Origin of the sequence: Pedobacter sp. R20-19, assembly GCF_000708265.2 — a bacterium.
Classification (GTDB): Bacteria; Bacteroidota; Bacteroidia; order Sphingobacteriales; family Sphingobacteriaceae; genus Pedobacter.
In genome coordinates this window covers 199940-217017 of sequence record NZ_JCKI01000004.1, presented here as the reverse complement: position 1 = coordinate 217017, position 17078 = coordinate 199940, and the positions used below count along the sequence as shown (strand labels likewise).

General features: G+C 38.6%; 13 protein-coding genes. 2 read left to right on the top strand and 11 right to left on the bottom strand.

Features of this window, described 5'->3' with window-relative positions; translation table 11 throughout:
• Positions 1-245: 245 nt before the first annotated feature.
• Entirely contained in the window at positions 246-680 is a 435-nt protein-coding gene (locus AN34_RS11265) for a nuclear transport factor 2 family protein (RefSeq protein WP_029285407.1), read from the top strand.
• A gap of 318 nt (positions 681-998) precedes the next feature.
• Here AN34_RS11265 and AN34_RS11260 read toward each other — a convergent pair whose 3' ends face one another.
• Positions 999-1403 carry a hypothetical protein gene (locus AN34_RS11260; RefSeq protein WP_029285405.1) on the bottom strand — a complete coding sequence of 135 codons (405 nt, stop codon included), beginning with the start codon at positions 1401-1403 and terminating at the stop codon, positions 999-1001.
• A gap of 106 nt (positions 1404-1509) precedes the next feature.
• The gene (gene topA / locus AN34_RS11255; RefSeq protein WP_029285403.1) at positions 1510-4074 is read right to left on the bottom strand and encodes a type I DNA topoisomerase; all 2565 of its coding nucleotides are present in this window, start codon (positions 4072-4074) and stop codon (positions 1510-1512) included.
• Positions 4075-4718: 644 nt separating this feature from the next.
• Here topA and AN34_RS11250 point away from each other — a divergent pair.
• On the top strand, positions 4719-5234 hold the full coding sequence (locus AN34_RS11250; RefSeq protein WP_029285401.1) for a glutathione peroxidase: 516 nt from the start codon (positions 4719-4721) through the stop codon (positions 5232-5234).
• A 134-nt stretch (positions 5235-5368) separates the two neighbouring features.
• Here the strand turns inward: AN34_RS11250 and aqpZ are convergent, their stop codons facing one another.
• From aqpZ to AN34_RS11205, 9 genes are all read right to left on the bottom strand, one after another.
• Positions 5369-6076: an aquaporin Z gene (gene aqpZ / locus AN34_RS11245; protein WP_029285399.1), complete on the bottom strand. Its 708-nt coding sequence runs from the start codon at positions 6074-6076 to the stop codon at positions 5369-5371.
• A 222-nt stretch (positions 6077-6298) separates the two neighbouring features.
• The gene (locus tag AN34_RS11240) at positions 6299-6799 is read right to left on the bottom strand and encodes a hypothetical protein (protein ID WP_157263290.1); all 501 of its coding nucleotides are present in this window, start codon (positions 6797-6799) and stop codon (positions 6299-6301) included.
• Between the two features lie 16 nt (positions 6800-6815).
• Complete coding sequence (locus AN34_RS11235; RefSeq protein WP_029285395.1) at positions 6816-8078, bottom strand: hypothetical protein; 1263 nt, start codon at positions 8076-8078, stop codon at positions 6816-6818.
• Positions 8079-8088: 10 nt separating this feature from the next.
• Positions 8089-9360 carry a hypothetical protein gene (locus AN34_RS11230; RefSeq protein ID WP_029285393.1) on the bottom strand — a complete coding sequence of 424 codons (1272 nt, stop codon included), beginning with the start codon at positions 9358-9360 and terminating at the stop codon, positions 8089-8091.
• Complete coding sequence (locus tag AN34_RS11225; protein ID WP_029285391.1) at positions 9360-10562, bottom strand: glycosyltransferase; 1203 nt, start codon at positions 10560-10562, stop codon at positions 9360-9362. The genes AN34_RS11230 and AN34_RS11225 overlap by 1 nt, the downstream gene beginning before the upstream one ends.
• A gap of 11 nt (positions 10563-10573) precedes the next feature.
• Positions 10574-11776, bottom strand: coding sequence for a glycosyltransferase (locus AN34_RS11220; protein WP_029285389.1), 1203 nt, complete (start codon positions 11774-11776; stop codon positions 10574-10576).
• 15 nt (positions 11777-11791) lie between these two features.
• Entirely contained in the window at positions 11792-12556 is a 765-nt protein-coding gene (locus tag AN34_RS11215) for an alpha/beta fold hydrolase (protein WP_029285387.1), read from the bottom strand.
• Positions 12544-12792: a phosphopantetheine-binding protein gene (locus AN34_RS11210; protein ID WP_229676745.1), complete on the bottom strand. Its 249-nt coding sequence runs from the start codon at positions 12790-12792 to the stop codon at positions 12544-12546. The genes AN34_RS11215 and AN34_RS11210 overlap by 13 nt, the downstream gene beginning before the upstream one ends.
• Before the next feature lie 35 nt (positions 12793-12827).
• Complete coding sequence (locus AN34_RS11205) at positions 12828-17063, bottom strand: type I polyketide synthase (protein WP_029285383.1); 4236 nt, start codon at positions 17061-17063, stop codon at positions 12828-12830.
• Positions 17064-17078: the final 15 nt, after the last annotated feature.

The following is a 17078-nucleotide window of genomic DNA, read 5'->3' as shown; positions in this document are numbered from 1 at the left end:
AATTAAATAAAATTAATGTGAATAGGAATGATGTTGAAAAGTAAGATGTAATTTGAGTGGTATTGTAGTTTTTAATAGTCTTTATTGCACTGATTCTTTTTTTTTCTAAAATTTATATATCGATGTTATATATGCTAGTATTCTAATTATTAATCAATGATCTGAAACGTTTCTTCACTTTTCGATTTGTTCCTTTAGGATGATTTAGATATGTTTACGTCATCAACCTTATTAAACCAGATATAATGAAGAAAATATTGATTTTTGGATGCCTGATGATACTCACGCATATTTCTTTTGCGCAACAAACAAATGCCGAAAAAGAAGTTAACGAAGCCGTAAGCAAATTGTTGAGATTGATGGTCAACCCGGATAGTGTTAAACTGGATCAATTGCTTTTAAATAATTTGAGCTATGGCCATTCGAGTGGAAAGATTCAAAGTAAGCAAGAGTTTATGCATTCATTACTTTCTGGTGAATCAGATTTTCTGGATGATATTATTATAGGTGATCCTAAAACCATCGTGCAAGGCAATACTGCACTTGTGCGTCATAAATTGATGGCGCAAACAAATGATAAAGGAGTTAAGGGAAGCGTAAACCTTTATATTTTACTGATCTGGAGTAAAGAGAAATCAGGCTGGAAGTTGCTTGGCAGACAGGCGGTTAAAGTACCTTAAGTTAGTCTTAAGTCTATAGTTCGGAGTCTAGAGTCCTGGGCGCCTTAGTTGAGTTTAAAGTCTTGAGTTTGGAGTTCGGAGTCTTGAGTCCTAGGTGCCTTAATTAGTCTTGAGCCTTAATTTAGTCTCAAGTCCGGAGTCAAGAGTCATTGTGCTTTAATAAGTTTAGAGTCACGATTTCCAATTAATGCCTAACCTCCTAAACCCTAACCCTATAACCTGTTTATGTATCACTCTTGAATGTCTTTAGGACAGCAAAAACAATATCTCTATTTTCAATTTATCTCTAACCTCCTAAACCCTAACCCTATAACCTGTTTACTTAATCATCACACCTGGTCTGTTCACTAATGGAATTTTAATCAGATTGGTATCAACGATGCTTTCCGGGAGAAAAATAAACTTCTTATCGTAAATGGTAGAACCGATATAATAACTCAGCCAGTATTCATTGGTTAAGCCGAAAACTTCCGGATCAATAGCTTCTACACCTCTAAAGTCCTGTGCAGCCATATCGCCTAAGAAATGTCGCAAAACAGAAGTTTTAACCTGCTTGCCATCTTTTTCTCCATAACCTTTAGAACTGATTAGCACATTGGTAATCGGCTCGTTTTTTAAGTTGACCAAATAAACCGTCCAGTTTTTAACTTCCGGCGTTTCACCCATCAGCACAACTGCCATTGCAATATCTTCAACTATATTTTCTGGTAAATCTGCTTTCAATTTTTTAATGATTGAATTTTGAATGATGGAATAATTGAAATTTTGAATGATAGAATAATAGCATGTAAATTTAATCCTGATAATCCTAAAATCTTTTAATCCTGATCTATTTTTTCTTCGCAACGGCTTTTTTCGCTGCTGGTGCTTTCTTTTTTGCTGGTGCTTTTTTCTTGGTTTCAAATGCGTTAGGCACTTGCTCAACAATCATTTTTTTAACCACTTCCAAATCAATATCTACCAATTCTTCAGGTGTATATTTTTGTTTGGTGGCCTCATTATTTCTGAGTTTAAGCATGAGTTTACCGAAACGGATAAACGGTCCCCAACGGCCATTTTCAATAGAAATTTTTTCTGCATCCCAGGTTTTGATAAAACGATTAGCTTCTTTCTCCACCTTTTTACTGATCAATGCTTCAATGTCTTCCTGAGATAAGTTATCGAAATCATAACCCTTTGCAGGGATATTAATGAATAAATCATTCCATTTAATGAACGGTCCGAAACGGCCTTTCCCTTTTGTTACACCTAAACCTTGATAATGCGCAATAGGTGCGTCAGCATCCATTTTCTCCTTAATAATTTCAACCGCCCGATCATAGGTTACCGATAAAGCTTCCTCATTTTTTGGCAGTGAAATAAAGCTCTCACCCCACTTTACGTAGGGGCCGAAACGTCCGACACCAATCATCACTTCTTTACCTTCAAAATCAGGAAGCGAAAAGGGAAGCTTAAACAGTTCTAAAGCATCTTCGAGCTGGATTGTAGCAACGGATTGGCTGCGCATTAAACTGGCATAGCGAGGCTTTTCTTCATCGTCCTGTTCGCCAATCTGAACAAGTGGCCCAAACTTACCAACCTTGGTATATACATTTTTGCCCGTAGCCGGATCTGTTCCCAATAAACGTTCACCCGTGGCACGTTCTGCAGTTTCTAAAGTGTTTTCAACTTCTAAATGAAATGGATTGTAGAAAGAGTGGAGCATTTTAGTCCATTCCTGTAAACCTTGTGCAATCTCATCAAATTCCTTTTCTACATTAGCTGTAAAATTGAAATCGACAATACCTTTAAAATGTTCAACCAGAAAATCATTTACAACTTCGCCAATATCAGTAGGGAAGAGTTTTGATTTTTCAGCACCTGAAATTTCAGATTTAATTTCTTTTTTAACCGCTCCGTTATTTAAAACAATCGCTGTAAACTTACGTGGTTTACCATCTCTGTCTTCCTTAACCACATAACCACGATTTTGAACAGTAGAAATGGTTGGTGCATAAGTAGACGGGCGGCCAATTCCCAGTTCTTCTAATTTCTTAACTAAACTGGCCTCTGTATATCTTGCTGGCGGACGAGAATAACGTTCCGTAGCCTGCATTTCGTTTAAGAATAATTCTTGTCCCTTAGCTAAAGGAGGGAGGATTGCGCCACCTTCTTTTTCTTCACCTTCTTCATCATCCGTAGATTCTAGATAAACCTTTAGGAAACCATCGAATTTTAATACTTCACCTTCGGCAACTAAATGCTCTTTTCTGGTAGATGCGGTGATTTGAGCAGTCGTTTTTTCAAAGAGTGCCTCACTCATTTGTGAAGCAATGGAACGTTTCCAAATCAAATCGTACAAACGCTTTTCAGAAATATCGCCATCTACCGTGTGTCTGTCAAAATAAGTTGGGCGGATGGCTTCGTGAGCCTCTTGAGCACCTGCAGATTTCGTTTTATATTTTCTTGGCTGATGGTACTGATTACCATAGGCCGATTTTATTTCTTGTTCTGCAGCAGATAAAGCTGTATCAGATAAGTTTACTGAATCCGTTCTCATGTAAGTAATCTTACCGGCTTCATATAATCTTTGCGCCACCTGCATGGTTCTGGCTACGGAAAAACCTAATTTTCTAGAGGCTTCTTGTTGTAAGGTTGAGGTGGTAAATGGGGCAGCAGGGTTACGTTTTGCTGGTCTGGTTTCCAGGCTGGTGATATCGAATTTGGCTGTTGCACAATCCTGAAGAAATTTTTCTGCATCAGCTTCGCTATCGAAACGTTGAGGCAATTCTGCTTTTACGGTTTCTCTGCCCTTACCAGTAGAAAACTGGGCGGTAATTTTAAATGCTGCCGAAGCATTAAAGTTTTGAACTTCTCTTTCTCTATCAACAATTAAGCGTACTGCAACGGATTGAACACGACCAGCTGATAGTGATGGTTTTACTTTTTTCCACAATACAGGTGATAGTTCAAAACCCACCAATCTATCTAACACACGGCGAGCCTGTTGGGCGTTCACTAAATTATAATCAATACTTCTCGGACTATCAATGGCTTTTAAAATCGCAGGCTTAGTGATTTCATGAAACACGATTCTTTTGGTTTTCTCTTCCTTCAAACCTAAAGTCTCAAATAAGTGCCAGGAAATCGCTTCCCCCTCACGGTCCTCATCGGATGCTAGCCATACCATTTCGGCTTCCTTTGCTAATTTCTTTAATTCAGCAACCATACTTTTTTTATCAGCAGGCACTTCGTAAGTCTGGGCAAAGTTGTTTTTAATATCAATGGCCATGTCGCCTTTTACCAAATCCCGGATATGGCCGTAGCTTGATTTCACAAGGAAATCTTTTCCTAAATAGCCCTCTATGGTTTTAGCTTTTGCGGGAGACTCGACGATTAATAAGTTTTTAGCCATGAAATACGATTTTGTGCAAATAAAGCTATAATTAAAGCATAAATCAAAACATGCATGGAATTTTATACGATTTTTTTTCAAATTTAAGAAGTGAGGCTAATCATTATTTTAAGAAAACAGAATCATTAATGGTTATATACATCGTCCTCGTTTTTAAAGAGGATGAATGAGAGTAGCGATTTTATCGCTATTGTTGAACCCCTATCCGCCTGTTGGCACCTTCCGATGCATCGGAGGGTGGTCGCAGACCGGGGTGTTAAAATAAATCAAATAATTATCTAATTCAGGTTAATTGTTTGACCCCCAATACCTTTGGTTGGTGGCTCACCAACCAAACTAACCAATACCAACCAATTCAAACTGTAGTGGCTTAGCGATATTTTACTGCTGTTGACCTTAAGGTGATAATTGAATGGGAGAGGTTAAATTTTCAACAGCTTCTCCTTCCATAATTTCCTGGGCCAGTTGGCCGGGTGGAAATAGCAGGTCGTCGATCATGAGGTGCGAAGAATGCTTTTCTTAATCCTTTCCTTCCCGGGGAAAGGTGCCGTTAGGCGGATAGGGGCTTTTTACATTATTTACAGGAACATTACCTTCTGGAAAACTTTTTGTACCTATATTCGTATATAAAATAAAAAAGAACGATGATCAGCACAATTCTAATCCTATTAAACTTTTTGGTTCCGAATCCACCAAAAACTGTTTACGATTTCAGTTTTAAAACCATTGATGGTAAAGAAGTAAAACTGTCGAAATTTAAAGGCAAAAAAATTATGATAGTGAATACGGCTTCAAAATGCGGTTTCACGCCACAGTACGAAGATTTAGAAAAACTACAGAAGCAATATGGTAAAAAAGTAGTGTTAATTGGTTTTCCTGCAGGTAATTTTGGCGGTCAGGAGTTTTCTACTAATGCAGAAATTAAAGAGTTTTGTACTGGTAAATATAATGTATCATTCTTAATGGCAGAAAAAACCAGTGTGAAGGGAGATGATATCAATCCATTATTTAAATACCTGACTTCTCAAACCAATACAGAGGAGCAAGGCGATATCAAATGGAATTTTGAGAAATTTCTGATCAATGAAAAAGGTCAATTGGTTCACCGCTTCCGTTCTAAAACAAAGCCTTTAGATGAAGCTATTGTAAAAAACCTATAAGTTTAAATGTTGAAGGATATTAATCCTTGACAAAATTTAAAAATACAGATTGTAAAAAAGGTTTAAGGAAGTAGATATGATTTATCTTCCTTAAACCTTTTTTTATTGGTGAAAAAATAAATGCTAACGCAGTATTAATTCTTTTCTAAAATTGTTTTCCATACTACTGCACTGAGTACAGCACCAGTAATCGGTGCAGCTATAAACATCCATACTTGTTTCAGTGCTTCACCGCCAGATAGCAACGCCGGACCAATACTTCGTGCTGGATTTACAGAAACCCCTGTAATTTTAATTCCAACGATATGAATGAGCACCAATGAAAGGCCAATTGCCAGGCCGGCGAAACCGCCATTAATATTTTTGGTAGAGGTTGCTCCAAAAATGACCAGCAGAAAAATGAATGTGAAAACAGCTTCGGCAACAAACGCTGCAATTGAATTATATTCTGCCAGGTAACCTTTTCCCCAGCCGTTAGAACCCAAAGCCCATTCTTTCATGGCAAAATTAGCCTGATTGCTTACAATAAGATAAAGCAATGCCGCACCTGCAATTCCGCCTAATACTTGTGCAACAATATAATAGGCTGCTTCACTCGCCTTCATTCTACCAGCCACCACCATGCCGATGGAAATAGCTGGATTGATGTGGCAACCAGAAATATGACCTATTGCATAAGCCATTGCTACAACCGAGAGGCCAAAAGCAAAAGAAATACCCAGCAAACCGACACCAGTTGTGCCATCTGCCCCCGCAATTACGGCGCTGCCGCAACCCATTAAAACCAATACCATTGTGCCTAAAAATTCAGCACTAAATTTTGAGAATTTACTCGTTTCCATATAATTTAAATTAGAAGTTTAGAAAAACGAATAGGGGGAGATTCATTGTAAAAGTAGTCTAAATTTTACATTTTCAAATATTTTCGTAAAATAAATGTATGGGTTGAAATTCGTCTGTAAGAGTTAAGGGGCTCAAATCCTCAAGCCCCAAATTAACCAAACAAACTATCTTTATGATTATAGAAATAACTAAGCGTATTGATAACAGATGAATAAAATTTATCAGGCTGAGTTCGTATTTAAAATATCTCTCTCTTTAATCTTTCTTATTTTTCTAATGGATAAAAAGAAAAATGCGATGGAGTAAAAACCAGCTAAAATACCAGATGATGCCACAGAGGCCGTTACACCAAAATCAAAATGATCAGGAAAGCTTATATGAATAATGAATAAGGTAATGGATACGACTAATATGGTATAAAAACTATGCAGGCCAGCTAATTTGAACATTTTACGGTTTTCTTCAAATTTTTTATTCATTACAAAATGGATCGCATCATCATGTTGTAATGCCCTTACTTTTTTCAAAACATCTATGGTGATGAGAAATGGTAGTAATAACGACATAGGCAATAGGAAACGGGCCAGGTTTTGCTCACCGCTAAATAAGTAAACAGAGGGTTGCGTACTCAGTACAAAATAGGGGATGATAGTATTTAGTAATACATTTGGAACAAAGTATAACAATAAATTTTTACGAACAAATTTTTGCCATCTAATCATTTTTATTTTCATCAGATCAGATGCTTGCATATTCATTGATATCGCTAGTCATTAGTGAAATTACGCTGGCTTGAATTAATCGTGCGTCATTTTCCCTTAAAAAAGTCTCTTCAGACATGAAAGAGAAATCCAGTTGGTTGTTAAAGGTGCTTACCACCAATGTATTAGCGTTTTTCCATGGAAAGGCTACCGTAGGGCTATAAATGGTTTCTACACTAAATGTTTTATAGTGTTGCTTGATATTTAGCAGCCCCATATTGCTTAATGTAATATCGTGAGAACCATTTGTGGAACGTAAGAAACCAATCATTTTACTGGCAGTGGAATGGAAAAATTCACTCATTTTTAAAAGTTGAACGATATCCATTTTATTAATTTTATCCTCCAGATTAGCCTTTAGCATTCGGGCATTTTGCCAGATATCCGTATCACCAGCAGGTACTTTAAGTTCAGCAATTGGTGCAAAAGCAAACATAGTATCAGCCTTTATACCCGGTATAAATCGCCTGATATCTACAGGACAAATGATTTTTCCGTGAGCTTTATCTTGCTTTAACCTTTTAAAGGCATCAATAAAAATGGCACAAATAGCCGCATGAACGCTTGTGTTTTCTGTTTTACATTTGTTCAAAAAAGCCTTTGTTTCTTCCTTGCTCAATTTCCAGTTAATGGCATAATTATTCGGATTAAATCTCTTTTCTGATGTAGGTTTGAAAAGAAAAAATAGTCTTCCCAAAGCAGCAAATGTTTTACCTTTTATTAGATTTTGCTTCAAATCCTTTTGAGGTAGTAATTCATTAACTGATGAAAAGGATTGATAAGGCTGAAGTTCCTGTTCTGGATGATCAATTAAATTTAACAGCTCCTGCATCAGGTTGGCTATGGTCGTTCCATCACAAATGCAATGAGGTAGAATCAACATTAAATTGGATTCCAGATTACCCTTTATCCATACCAGTCGAGCCAAAGGCTTATTGTTTTGATTAAAGAGCTTATACCATTCTGTTTTGGACTCTTTTAACCAGTCACTGTCGCTTAGGAAAGCCACTTTACGTATCGGGATTTGATCAATATTATCGTTAGGTATAAAATGAGGAATTTTATTGATCATCTCAATATTCATCCGCAGCAAAGGATGTTTGCTTTGAATTTTGTCTAGTGCCTGCTGAATATTATTTTCTTCCAATTCACCTAGTATTTTTGCAGCAAAAACACAGTTTAACGGCGTTATTGGATCAACATACATGATTCTTTCGCCTAAAATTAATCTTCTTTTCATATCGTCATCGCTATATTTTTACACATTCTTCTAAAAGAGCAATTACCTTTTCCTGAATGAACTGCGCATCTCTAAATGGAAGATAGCCCTCGCTGGCGACGAAGGAAAAATCCATTTCGTTTCTAAAGGTAGAGGTGAGTATGGTGGTGGTATTTCCTAGGGGTCCGATTACCGAAGGGCTGTAAATGGTTACGAGCTCAAAATTTTCATATTCATGAGGGAAATCCAGTTTTCCAAGGTTCGAAAACATACAATCGTTACTTGTTTTGCCATATTTTAGTAGCTTACTGAAATTCTGGAGTGCAGGATGACAAACTTCCATCATCATCATTAAAGCATACGGATCCAGTTTTGCTAATTTCTGATCAACCTTTTTCTGTAGCTGTTTAACGCCATCAATAAAGTGATCATTTTTTTCTGCAGAGAGCACAATCATTAATCCAAAGGCAAAAACATGGTCCTTTTTAATCAGTGGATTTAAATTTCTAATATCAACCGGAAGAGATATTTTATTAAAAGATTTTTCTACTCTTACTTCATGGAATGCCTTTAACACAATGGCACTGAGCAAAGTGTTTACGGTAAATTTATTGGCTTTACAAAAGATTAATATCCGGCTGGTAAGTTCTTCCTTTAGCTTCCAGTGAATTAAAAAGTCTCGCTTCCGGTCTATCACAACCTTTTTAACAGGCATTATCCATAGTGCTAAAGTTGCCATTTTACCAATCAATGCATTTTTGGTTCGTTTACGATAACTATTTAATATTTGCTTAGGAACAATATCATTAATGCTTTGAATGGCTATTTCCTCACCGATTTTAGTATCCGGATTGTCAAGCAATAAAAGGATCTCTCTCAAAATAGATAGGCCAGCAGTTCCATCACAAAGGCAATGGTGAAAAACCAGCAAAAATTCTGAATATACTAAGCCTTTGATCCAGGTAACTCTAAAAAGTGGTGACATGGCTCCATCAAAAGGCAGGTGCCATTCCCGTTCAGATTCTTCCTTCCAATTGGTATCATTAAGGCGTTCGACAATACGAACCGGAACTTTTAATAACGCTGCCAAACGTGTTGTAAACCAAGGCTTTTTACGATCATCTATTTCGATAGTTGCCGCCAGCCACGGATGTTTTTTTTGAATATTTAAAAGTGCTGACTCCAGGATATTTTCAGAAATTTCGCCCTTAATCTTAAATGGAAGAACCAGATTAAACGGACTTGTTCCATCGCCATAAAGCATTCTCTCGCCGAAGAGTAATTTTCGTTTGATTTGATTCATCAGGCAGGCTCTAAAACGTGATTATTTTTGGCGAAATCTTCCAGTAATTCTACAGCCTTGTTATTTCCTCCTGCAGCAACAAAGGTTTCTCTGATGTCTTGAGCTGCTAAACGATATTTTGGATTTTCCAATAATTCGAATACGGTATTTCTTAAATCCGCTATCCGAAGTCGTTTATACCTGATACTTACGCCACAGCCAGCCTGCTCAATTAGTTTTGCGGTATGAAAATGATCATAAGCAATTGGCGTAATCAACATGGGTAAGCCGTTGGTAAAGGTGTCATTTACGGTATTAAAACCACCGTGACAGATAACAGCATCCATATGAGGCATCAGTTCAGACTGCGGAACAAAGCCACTTACGATAAAATTATCTGGCCATTCTTCAAAAATATCCGGATTGGTTGCCGCAACAATGGTAATAGGTTCGCCAGCAAAGGCATCAATGAGTTTTTTAAAAAATGCCGCACGAATATCCACCAATAAAGTGCCTAAAGAAACAAATACCTTTGGAGTAGTTGCCTTAGCCAATCTATCCCAATCAAATGCTGCCAGGTTCGGACGACCTTTAACCGGACCCACGAAATGCATATGTGGCGGTTTTTCTTTGAAACCAGCAAAAGTTTGTGAGGTGAAAACAAGGTTCAGCTGATGCGAGTGGATATGGATTTGATCACTGTAAATTCCCACTTCTTTTTGCAGACCTAAAATTAAATTTTGTTGCCACTCAAATATTTTGGGTGCACTGTTCGCGGTATCGCCCATCACATCTGGTGGTACAGGTGTGGTAGTAACTGATGGAATACCCTTTAAATGAGCGCATAGTGCCCCTGCAAAAGTAATACAGTCGTTAACAATCACATCGGGTTTCCACTGATCGACGAAATTATTCAATGGCTTCATCATGATGCGGGCAAAGGGAACGTAAGTTTCTTCAAGGGCGAGCTTCATTACTTCCGGACCGGAACATGATGGTCCATCATCCTGGCGTTTTAAAATCAAATCGATCTCTTCAGCATGTGGTAGTAAATCTTCTTCCGGATAAATAAATTCACCACCTTCAGGGAGATGAACCTTTGCCAAGGAAGTGATTCCAAACCATTTTACTTCATGTCCACGAGCCAGTAAGCTGGCCCCAATGCTGAGTGTTGGACTAATGTGGCCAAAGAAGGGCGGAACAACAAATAGAAATTTTGACATATGGATTTAAATTAGATGATCAATGTTTTACTGGCTTCAAGAAGTGCATTTTCTAATAAATCGGCTGCAGTTTCACTTCCGCCAGCATGAATAAATGATTGTTTAATCTGTATGGCAGCTTCCTTGTACGATGGATTTTCGAGTACGCCATTTACGGTTTCTAAAAGGTGCTTCGCTTTAAAGCGATTGAAGTTCAGTCTTTCGCCTGCACCCACTCTCACAACCCGGCCCGCAACATGACTTTGATCATAAGCAATTGGAATAACCACTAAAGGCAAGCCATGCATTAAACTTTCGCAAACAGTATTATGGCCTGCGTGGCAAACTACTGCAGTTAAATGAGGTAGTAACTCAACCTGAGGAACTTGTTTCTGAACCGTGAAATTTTTCGGCCATTCCTCAAATAAATCAGGGTCAGAAACAACCACTACATGAAGATCCTCGGAGGCAAATGCCTCAATAACTTTACTGAAAAAGCTTTTTTTATGCTCATGATCGAACGTTGTACCAATGCTGACTAGAATTTTTGGTTGGCTAATGCTTTGAAAAGCCTCCCAATTAAAGGGGATTGCTACCTTCCGTTGGTTAAAAACCGGGCCTACAAATTTGAAGTTTTCTGGTAATTCCATTTCCCCGAAAAAATCACGGGAGGTAAAAATAAGTGTCAGGAGGTCAGAGCAAGCTATTGCTTTTGATTCATGAATACCAAACTCCCGTTGCAAAGCCATGATCTGATTAACTTCCCACTCATGAACCTTAGGCAATTCATCCATTACCTTTATGGCTGCTGGTGCAGTAACAGAGGTGGCATAAGGGAGATTTCTATTGGTGGCCGCCATTGCCCCTGCAAACATTTGATGATCTGTAATAACCATATCAGGCTTAAATATATCCAGCCATCTAACTATTCCATCATAACTGTGTCGGTTAAGCGGAATCAACACTTCTTCATATAAAAATTTAACACTATCAATTCCGTAAACTACTTTTTGAGTGATGATATCCAGGTATTTTTCAGCTTCTTTTTTTTGCTGATCATCTTCATGGTATTGGATGAGCAAAAGTTCGCCACCTAAAGGAAGTTTATCACCTAACGATTGATCTAAAGTAATCCAACCTACCCGGTGCCCACGTTCCAACAAAACAGTGCCCAGGCTTAGGGTAGGGTTAATGTGACCGGTTAATGGAGGTACAATAAATACAAATTTTGCCATACGCCTTAATGTTTTTTATTTTCGTTGAAAGAAATTTAATAGCGCCTCACCAATAAGTTGTGGCTCTTGTATTGGAATGTTATGATCGCCATCAACAATTTGGATTGATGAATTTTTTATTTTTTGGTTTAAGTTTTTACCAGCATCAAGGCAATTTGATGTCAAACCATAAAGCAACAGCACATCCTGATCAAGTTGATTAATGGCACTATCCTCAAAAAAATCTTTTTCCAAGATCATATCATCTTTAATAGAGGTTTGATGGAAGAGATATTCATACATCCGGTGGTTCTTTTCCATTTGTCGCTTTCCCATTTTAACCTTGGTGGTATCTGTGAAATTCTCTATATAATTTTCTAAAAACTCACGGCTGTACTCCTCAATAATTCCCCTGGCTTTTTCATCGCTGGGATCAGGAGCTTCAATCACTGCTAATTTTTTAATCAGGTTTGGAAAGCGGATAGCCATTTTCAAAGCAATTAATCCACCGAAACTATAGCCACCTAAGTAAACTTGTTTTAATTTCAGTGTATCCAGTAAACCCTTTAAATCATCCGTCATGCTTTCAAGGTCATAACCTGATAGGGTTTTCTCACTCATGCCGTGACTTTTTAAATCATATAACACTACATGAAAATGCGTAGCCAGAATAGGAGCGACGCTGAAATAGTATACTGATAAATTACTGAACATGCCATGTACCAATACAATGGTTTCAGGTGCGTTTTGATTCAGCTCCTGAATATGTACCGATTGATGATTGATGTTTAAGATTGGCATTCTTCGATGTAAGAGATGATCATACCTAAGTTCAGATTGATTAACTGATCTAAATCCATAGATGAAAGCCACCCGGTAAAATCAATCTGATCGCCGAAATGCGCTTTTATTTTTTCTGAAAAGGACACAATTTCAATGCTGTCCATTTCTAAATCTTTGGTAAATGAACTTTCTGGCGTAATGTCCATTTCTTCCACAAATTCTTCTCCGATTACCTCAGTGATAAATTTTTTCATGAGATTGAAAATCTCTTCTCTGCTTAATTTAGTCGTTATAGTGTCCATCCGATGATATAGTTTTTGTGTTTGATTGTTTTGATAGTGATGTGATTAATGATGAGTTCATCGCCATTAATTTTTTCTACGGTATAAGCCTTGGGGTTTCCCTGTAAGCCTTTGCCTAAAAATTTACCATAAGCTTCCTTAGCTACCCAGAAGCGGGTTGCCCATTCGGTTTTTTCTTTCTGTGCTAAAAGTTCGAGCTCGTGATCATTAAAAACCAGGTCAAAAAAGGCAGGACTTCTCTCTTCAATGGTTTCAATATCTATTCCAACAGCCTGATCAAACCTGGCAATGCCGACGGCATCAGTTCCCTTATGGGCAATTGAAATCTGTATTCCTTCAGTTAAACCACCTTTTACATAGGGTTTACGAAACTCATCTGAATAGATTTCGAAGGTAATGGGGTAGCAAGGCTGTTGTTTTTGAGTGTTCAACAGGTTCCTTACTGCATCCTTTGCAGCTACCCGGCTAATCATCCATGTTTTTCTTTTATTGGGCAAAAGACTGTTATGGTGCTTTTTCTCTGTCTGGTTGAAATATCTTTTAAGGATAAAATCCCATGATACCACTCTCGAATAGGCATTTCCAAAAAGGAAAACCCCTGGTGCAACTTCTTCAGACAAGCGGTTACGCAGTGGCGACATGGATACATTCCAAAGCGGTTCGTCTATTTCCAGGCGCCTGTTCTGCCAGCCCGAAATGATAAGCCAGGTTTTGCCATCCTTTTTCATCACGATATCTGCCGTAGCAAATTCATCATTCAACTCGGTTAATACACAAGTGCATTCAAAAGTGCCATCTTGTTCAGCCATTTCACCAAAAAACTCTATTTCTTGTATTTTAACAGGAAAAGCAATGCGATCTTTTTCGAGGGTAAGTTGTAACCACAAGCCAAAAAGTTGTCCGGCGTTATCCAATAATGAGCCTTTACCATCCGCGGCTTCAATAATTCCGGTAATTCCGTTCTTGCCAACTGCCACAATTTTCTTAATGCCCTGGTAAGCTGGACCATGAAACATATGGGCATCATAAATCTGTTCTGTTGTCCGGTCTATATTTAGCTTTTCGCCAATATCAAAATTACGATCTGGTGCTGTGTTTAAAAATGATGAAAGTTTTACTTCAGCGTTGGCAAAGCGTTCTAAATTAAGGTAAACGGTTTCATCATCTTTCCATTCCCCGATAACAGTTTCCTGGAAAGGTTTAACCACATTCATCCATTGAAAAACACGCATATTCCTGATTTTCTGAACCTTTTCTGAAGGAGATTGCGCATTGGCAATTTCCGCAAAAACTTCAAAGATCATCGTCATGGGGATTACAGGATCCATATCTTCTACTGTTGGCCATCCTTTTGGCTGCCGCAGCAGCGAATGATCAATCAGATACGGGCAATTATCTAAACTTACATCAAGCGTTTCAGTGAAAGGCTTACGTGCCTGTTTTAAATCTTGCTGAGGCAGAAAATTAGTATTGTTTTGTGGGTCGAAATTGATCTTTCCGAAATTTTCGATCATTTCCTCCTGCATATTGATCATCTCCAACACATTTTCATTAAATGCATTTAAAACAGGATGCAGAGAATCGGCAAATACAGGTTTTGCCTTCGGCTGATTTTGAACAGCAAGGTTTTTTAAAGTTTGAAGATGATGGATAATGGGTGATCCCAATACCAGCTTAATCCCTTTATTTTGTTTAACCGGACTAGATTTTGTCTGACCGAGAAAATCCAATCCAACTTCTTTTCCTTCAACAAACAAGGCAGCTACCACTCTCTGTAACTGAGTAATCCCCGACCGGATCGGAACATTTGCACTAATGGTGCTGATTTCTTTTCCTTTTAAAGTATCATCAATAAAACCTGTTAAACCACCCGAACCAACCTGAATAAATACTCTTGCGCCCTCCTGATAAAGCTTCTCGGTTAGCTCCCGGAAACGAACTGGTTTAATTAAATGCTCCGCACTTAACTGCCTGATGGCATCAAAACCCTCGGGATAAGTTTCCAAAGTTGTGGCAGACCACAATGGGGTAGTGGTTTTTCTGAAGGTCATATCTTTCATACCAGCTAGAATGACTTCTAATTTATCGGCAACAAAGGGTGAGTGAAACCCAGATTGGAAAGGTAAAATCTGGTGAAAAATCTGCTTCGCCTTTAAAATAGGAACCAGTTCTTCCAAAGCATTTTTGCTGCCGCAAAGAATAGCCTGTTGCGGGCAGTTATCATTTGAAATGTATAAGTCTGGAATGCTTTCGATCACAGGTTCCAGGGTTTCTACGCCACAACCTATGGCAATAAAGCGTGAATCTTTTAATTCGAATGTTTCCGGGGTTAGCACTTTCAGTAAATTCAACACAGAACTTTCTTCTGCCAGCTCTGATGATCTCGCCGCAAGCCATTCGCCTAAACTGTGACCCGCGTTCATATCTGACTTGATGCCTAAACTTTTTAGCGCCTGGTCTAAAACACTGCTTTTGTTTAAGGTTTGAAGTGCATCACTCAGCAGTCCTTCTTTCGTTTCTTGCTCGTCAGTTTGGATGCTAAAATATTTGGTCACACTATCTACTTCTCCACCTGATAAACCATCTAAGCCTGGAAAAACAAAAGCAATTTTACCACCTTTTTCAAGCAAAGGATTACTGCTGTACCAAATGTCCTGTTTGTTTTTCCAGGGCATATTCTTGGCTACAATTTTTATCGCTTTATTGATTCTCTCAGTTGTTGGATTAAAGATGGCAATACGGAAATTCCCAGCGCCTGTACTATAATCTCCAACCTCAAGGGCATCAATTAATTCCTGTTGCGTTTGGCGGGCCATTACAATCACTTCATCTTTTTTTGGTTGATCAAAACCTGCTAAAACCACATGTGCATTAATGCCTCCAAAACCAAAAGCATTTACCGCAGCCAGCTTTGGCAGGCCAGAATTAGCCCAGTTGATTGTTTTTTGAACAGCAGAGAATCTCGTCTCTTTCAGTTGAGCCAACGGTTCGTCACAATGCAAAGTAGGGGGGATAATGCCATGATATAAAGCTAAAGTAGTTTTGATTAACCCTGCTATTCCGGCTGCAGGCATAGCATGGCCAATATTCGATTTTACCGAACCTATTCCTGCCTTTGGTAAAGCTTCATCTTCACCAAAAAACTGTTTTAAGGTTTCAATTTCCGTTTTATCGCCCAGTGGTGTACCCGTTCCGTGCGCCTCCAGATACCCGATGTTTTGAGGATCGAGTGCTGAATTTTCCCAAGCTTGTGCCACGGCTTTAAGCTGACCTTTAACCGACGGGCTCATCACACTTGTTCCGCTGCCATCGCTACTTACGCCAATTCCTTTAATTACAGCATAGATTTTATCCTGATCCTGAAGGGCATCATCTAGTTTCTTAAGCACCACAAAGCCGCAGCCTTCACCAATAATCAACCCATCGGCATGCTGATCAAAAGGCTTAATTTTTTCCTGTTTGGATAAAGCACCCAATTGTGAAAAGATACTCCAAAAAGCAGCATTCTGCCCCAAGTGAACACCACCCGCAATCACCATTTTACAACGCCCGCTGTTCAGTTCCTGTACAGCATGGTCAACAGCTAAAAGTGAGCTGGCACAAGCTGCATCCAGTGTAAAAGCCAGGCCACCTAAATTAAAACGGTTGGCCACCAATGAGGCCACCAGGTTAGGGATTAATCCCATAGCAGTATCTGCACTAAAACGTCCCTTTTTAAGCTGAAATTCATGCTTTACTTTTTCAAGGTCTGCATCTGATAAATGTGGAAGAAGATCTTTGAGTACACTCGAAATCTGTTCGCCTGTTCTTACAATTTCAATGGCTCTGGTTGCTCCCGGGCCCGTGTAATTGCCTTTGCCTATGATGATTCCGGTTTTATCCAGGCTATATTTTTTTTCGAAAATACCAGCATCTTCCATTGCGGTATGCACCAGGTCAAGCGTAATTAAATGATCTGGTTCTGTACCTTCAACGGCTAAGGGTAAAATCCCAAAGCGTTGAGGATCGAAGTTATATTCAGGAATAAAACCGCCTTTGTTGCAGTAAAAACGATCTACGCCACTCGCCGATTGATCAAAATGTACCGGATCAATGCGATCGGCAGGAACGGTTTGAGTCGAATCAATGCCATTCAGGATGTTTTCCCAAAACTTTTGCACGTTCTTAGCTCCAGGAAACGTACAAGACATTCCAATAATGGCCACATCGCTTTTTTTCATCATGGTTGTGCGTTAAAT

Bases quoted from the DNA above. Each gene is read 5' to 3' on its own strand.
- AN34_RS11265 (WP_029285407.1), top strand. From the start codon at position 246: ATGAAGAAAATATTGATTTTTGGATGCCTGATGATACTCACGCATATT.
- topA (WP_029285403.1), bottom strand. From the start codon at position 4,074: ATGGCTAAAAACTTATTAATCGTCGAGTCTCCCGCAAAAGCTAAAACC.
- AN34_RS11250 (WP_029285401.1), top strand. From the start codon at position 4,719: ATGATCAGCACAATTCTAATCCTATTAAACTTTTTGGTTCCGAATCCA.
- aqpZ (WP_029285399.1), bottom strand. From the start codon at position 6,076: ATGGAAACGAGTAAATTCTCAAAATTTAGTGCTGAATTTTTAGGCACA.
- AN34_RS11240 (WP_157263290.1), bottom strand. From the start codon at position 6,799: ATGATTAGATGGCAAAAATTTGTTCGTAAAAATTTATTGTTATACTTT.
- AN34_RS11235 (WP_029285395.1), bottom strand. From the start codon at position 8,078: ATGAAAAGAAGATTAATTTTAGGCGAAAGAATCATGTATGTTGATCCA.
- AN34_RS11230 (WP_029285393.1), bottom strand. From the start codon at position 9,360: ATGAATCAAATCAAACGAAAATTACTCTTCGGCGAGAGAATGCTTTAT.
- AN34_RS11225 (WP_029285391.1), bottom strand. From the start codon at position 10,562: ATGTCAAAATTTCTATTTGTTGTTCCGCCCTTCTTTGGCCACATTAGT.
- AN34_RS11220 (WP_029285389.1), bottom strand. From the start codon at position 11,776: ATGGCAAAATTTGTATTTATTGTACCTCCATTAACCGGTCACATTAAC.
- AN34_RS11215 (WP_029285387.1), bottom strand. From the start codon at position 12,556: ATGCCAATCTTAAACATCAATCATCAATCGGTACATATTCAGGAGCTG.
- AN34_RS11210 (WP_229676745.1), bottom strand. From the start codon at position 12,792: ATGAAAAAATTTATCACTGAGGTAATCGGAGAAGAATTTGTGGAAGAA.
- AN34_RS11205 (WP_029285383.1), bottom strand. From the start codon at position 17,063: ATGATGAAAAAAAGCGATGTGGCCATTATTGGAATGTCTTGTACGTTT.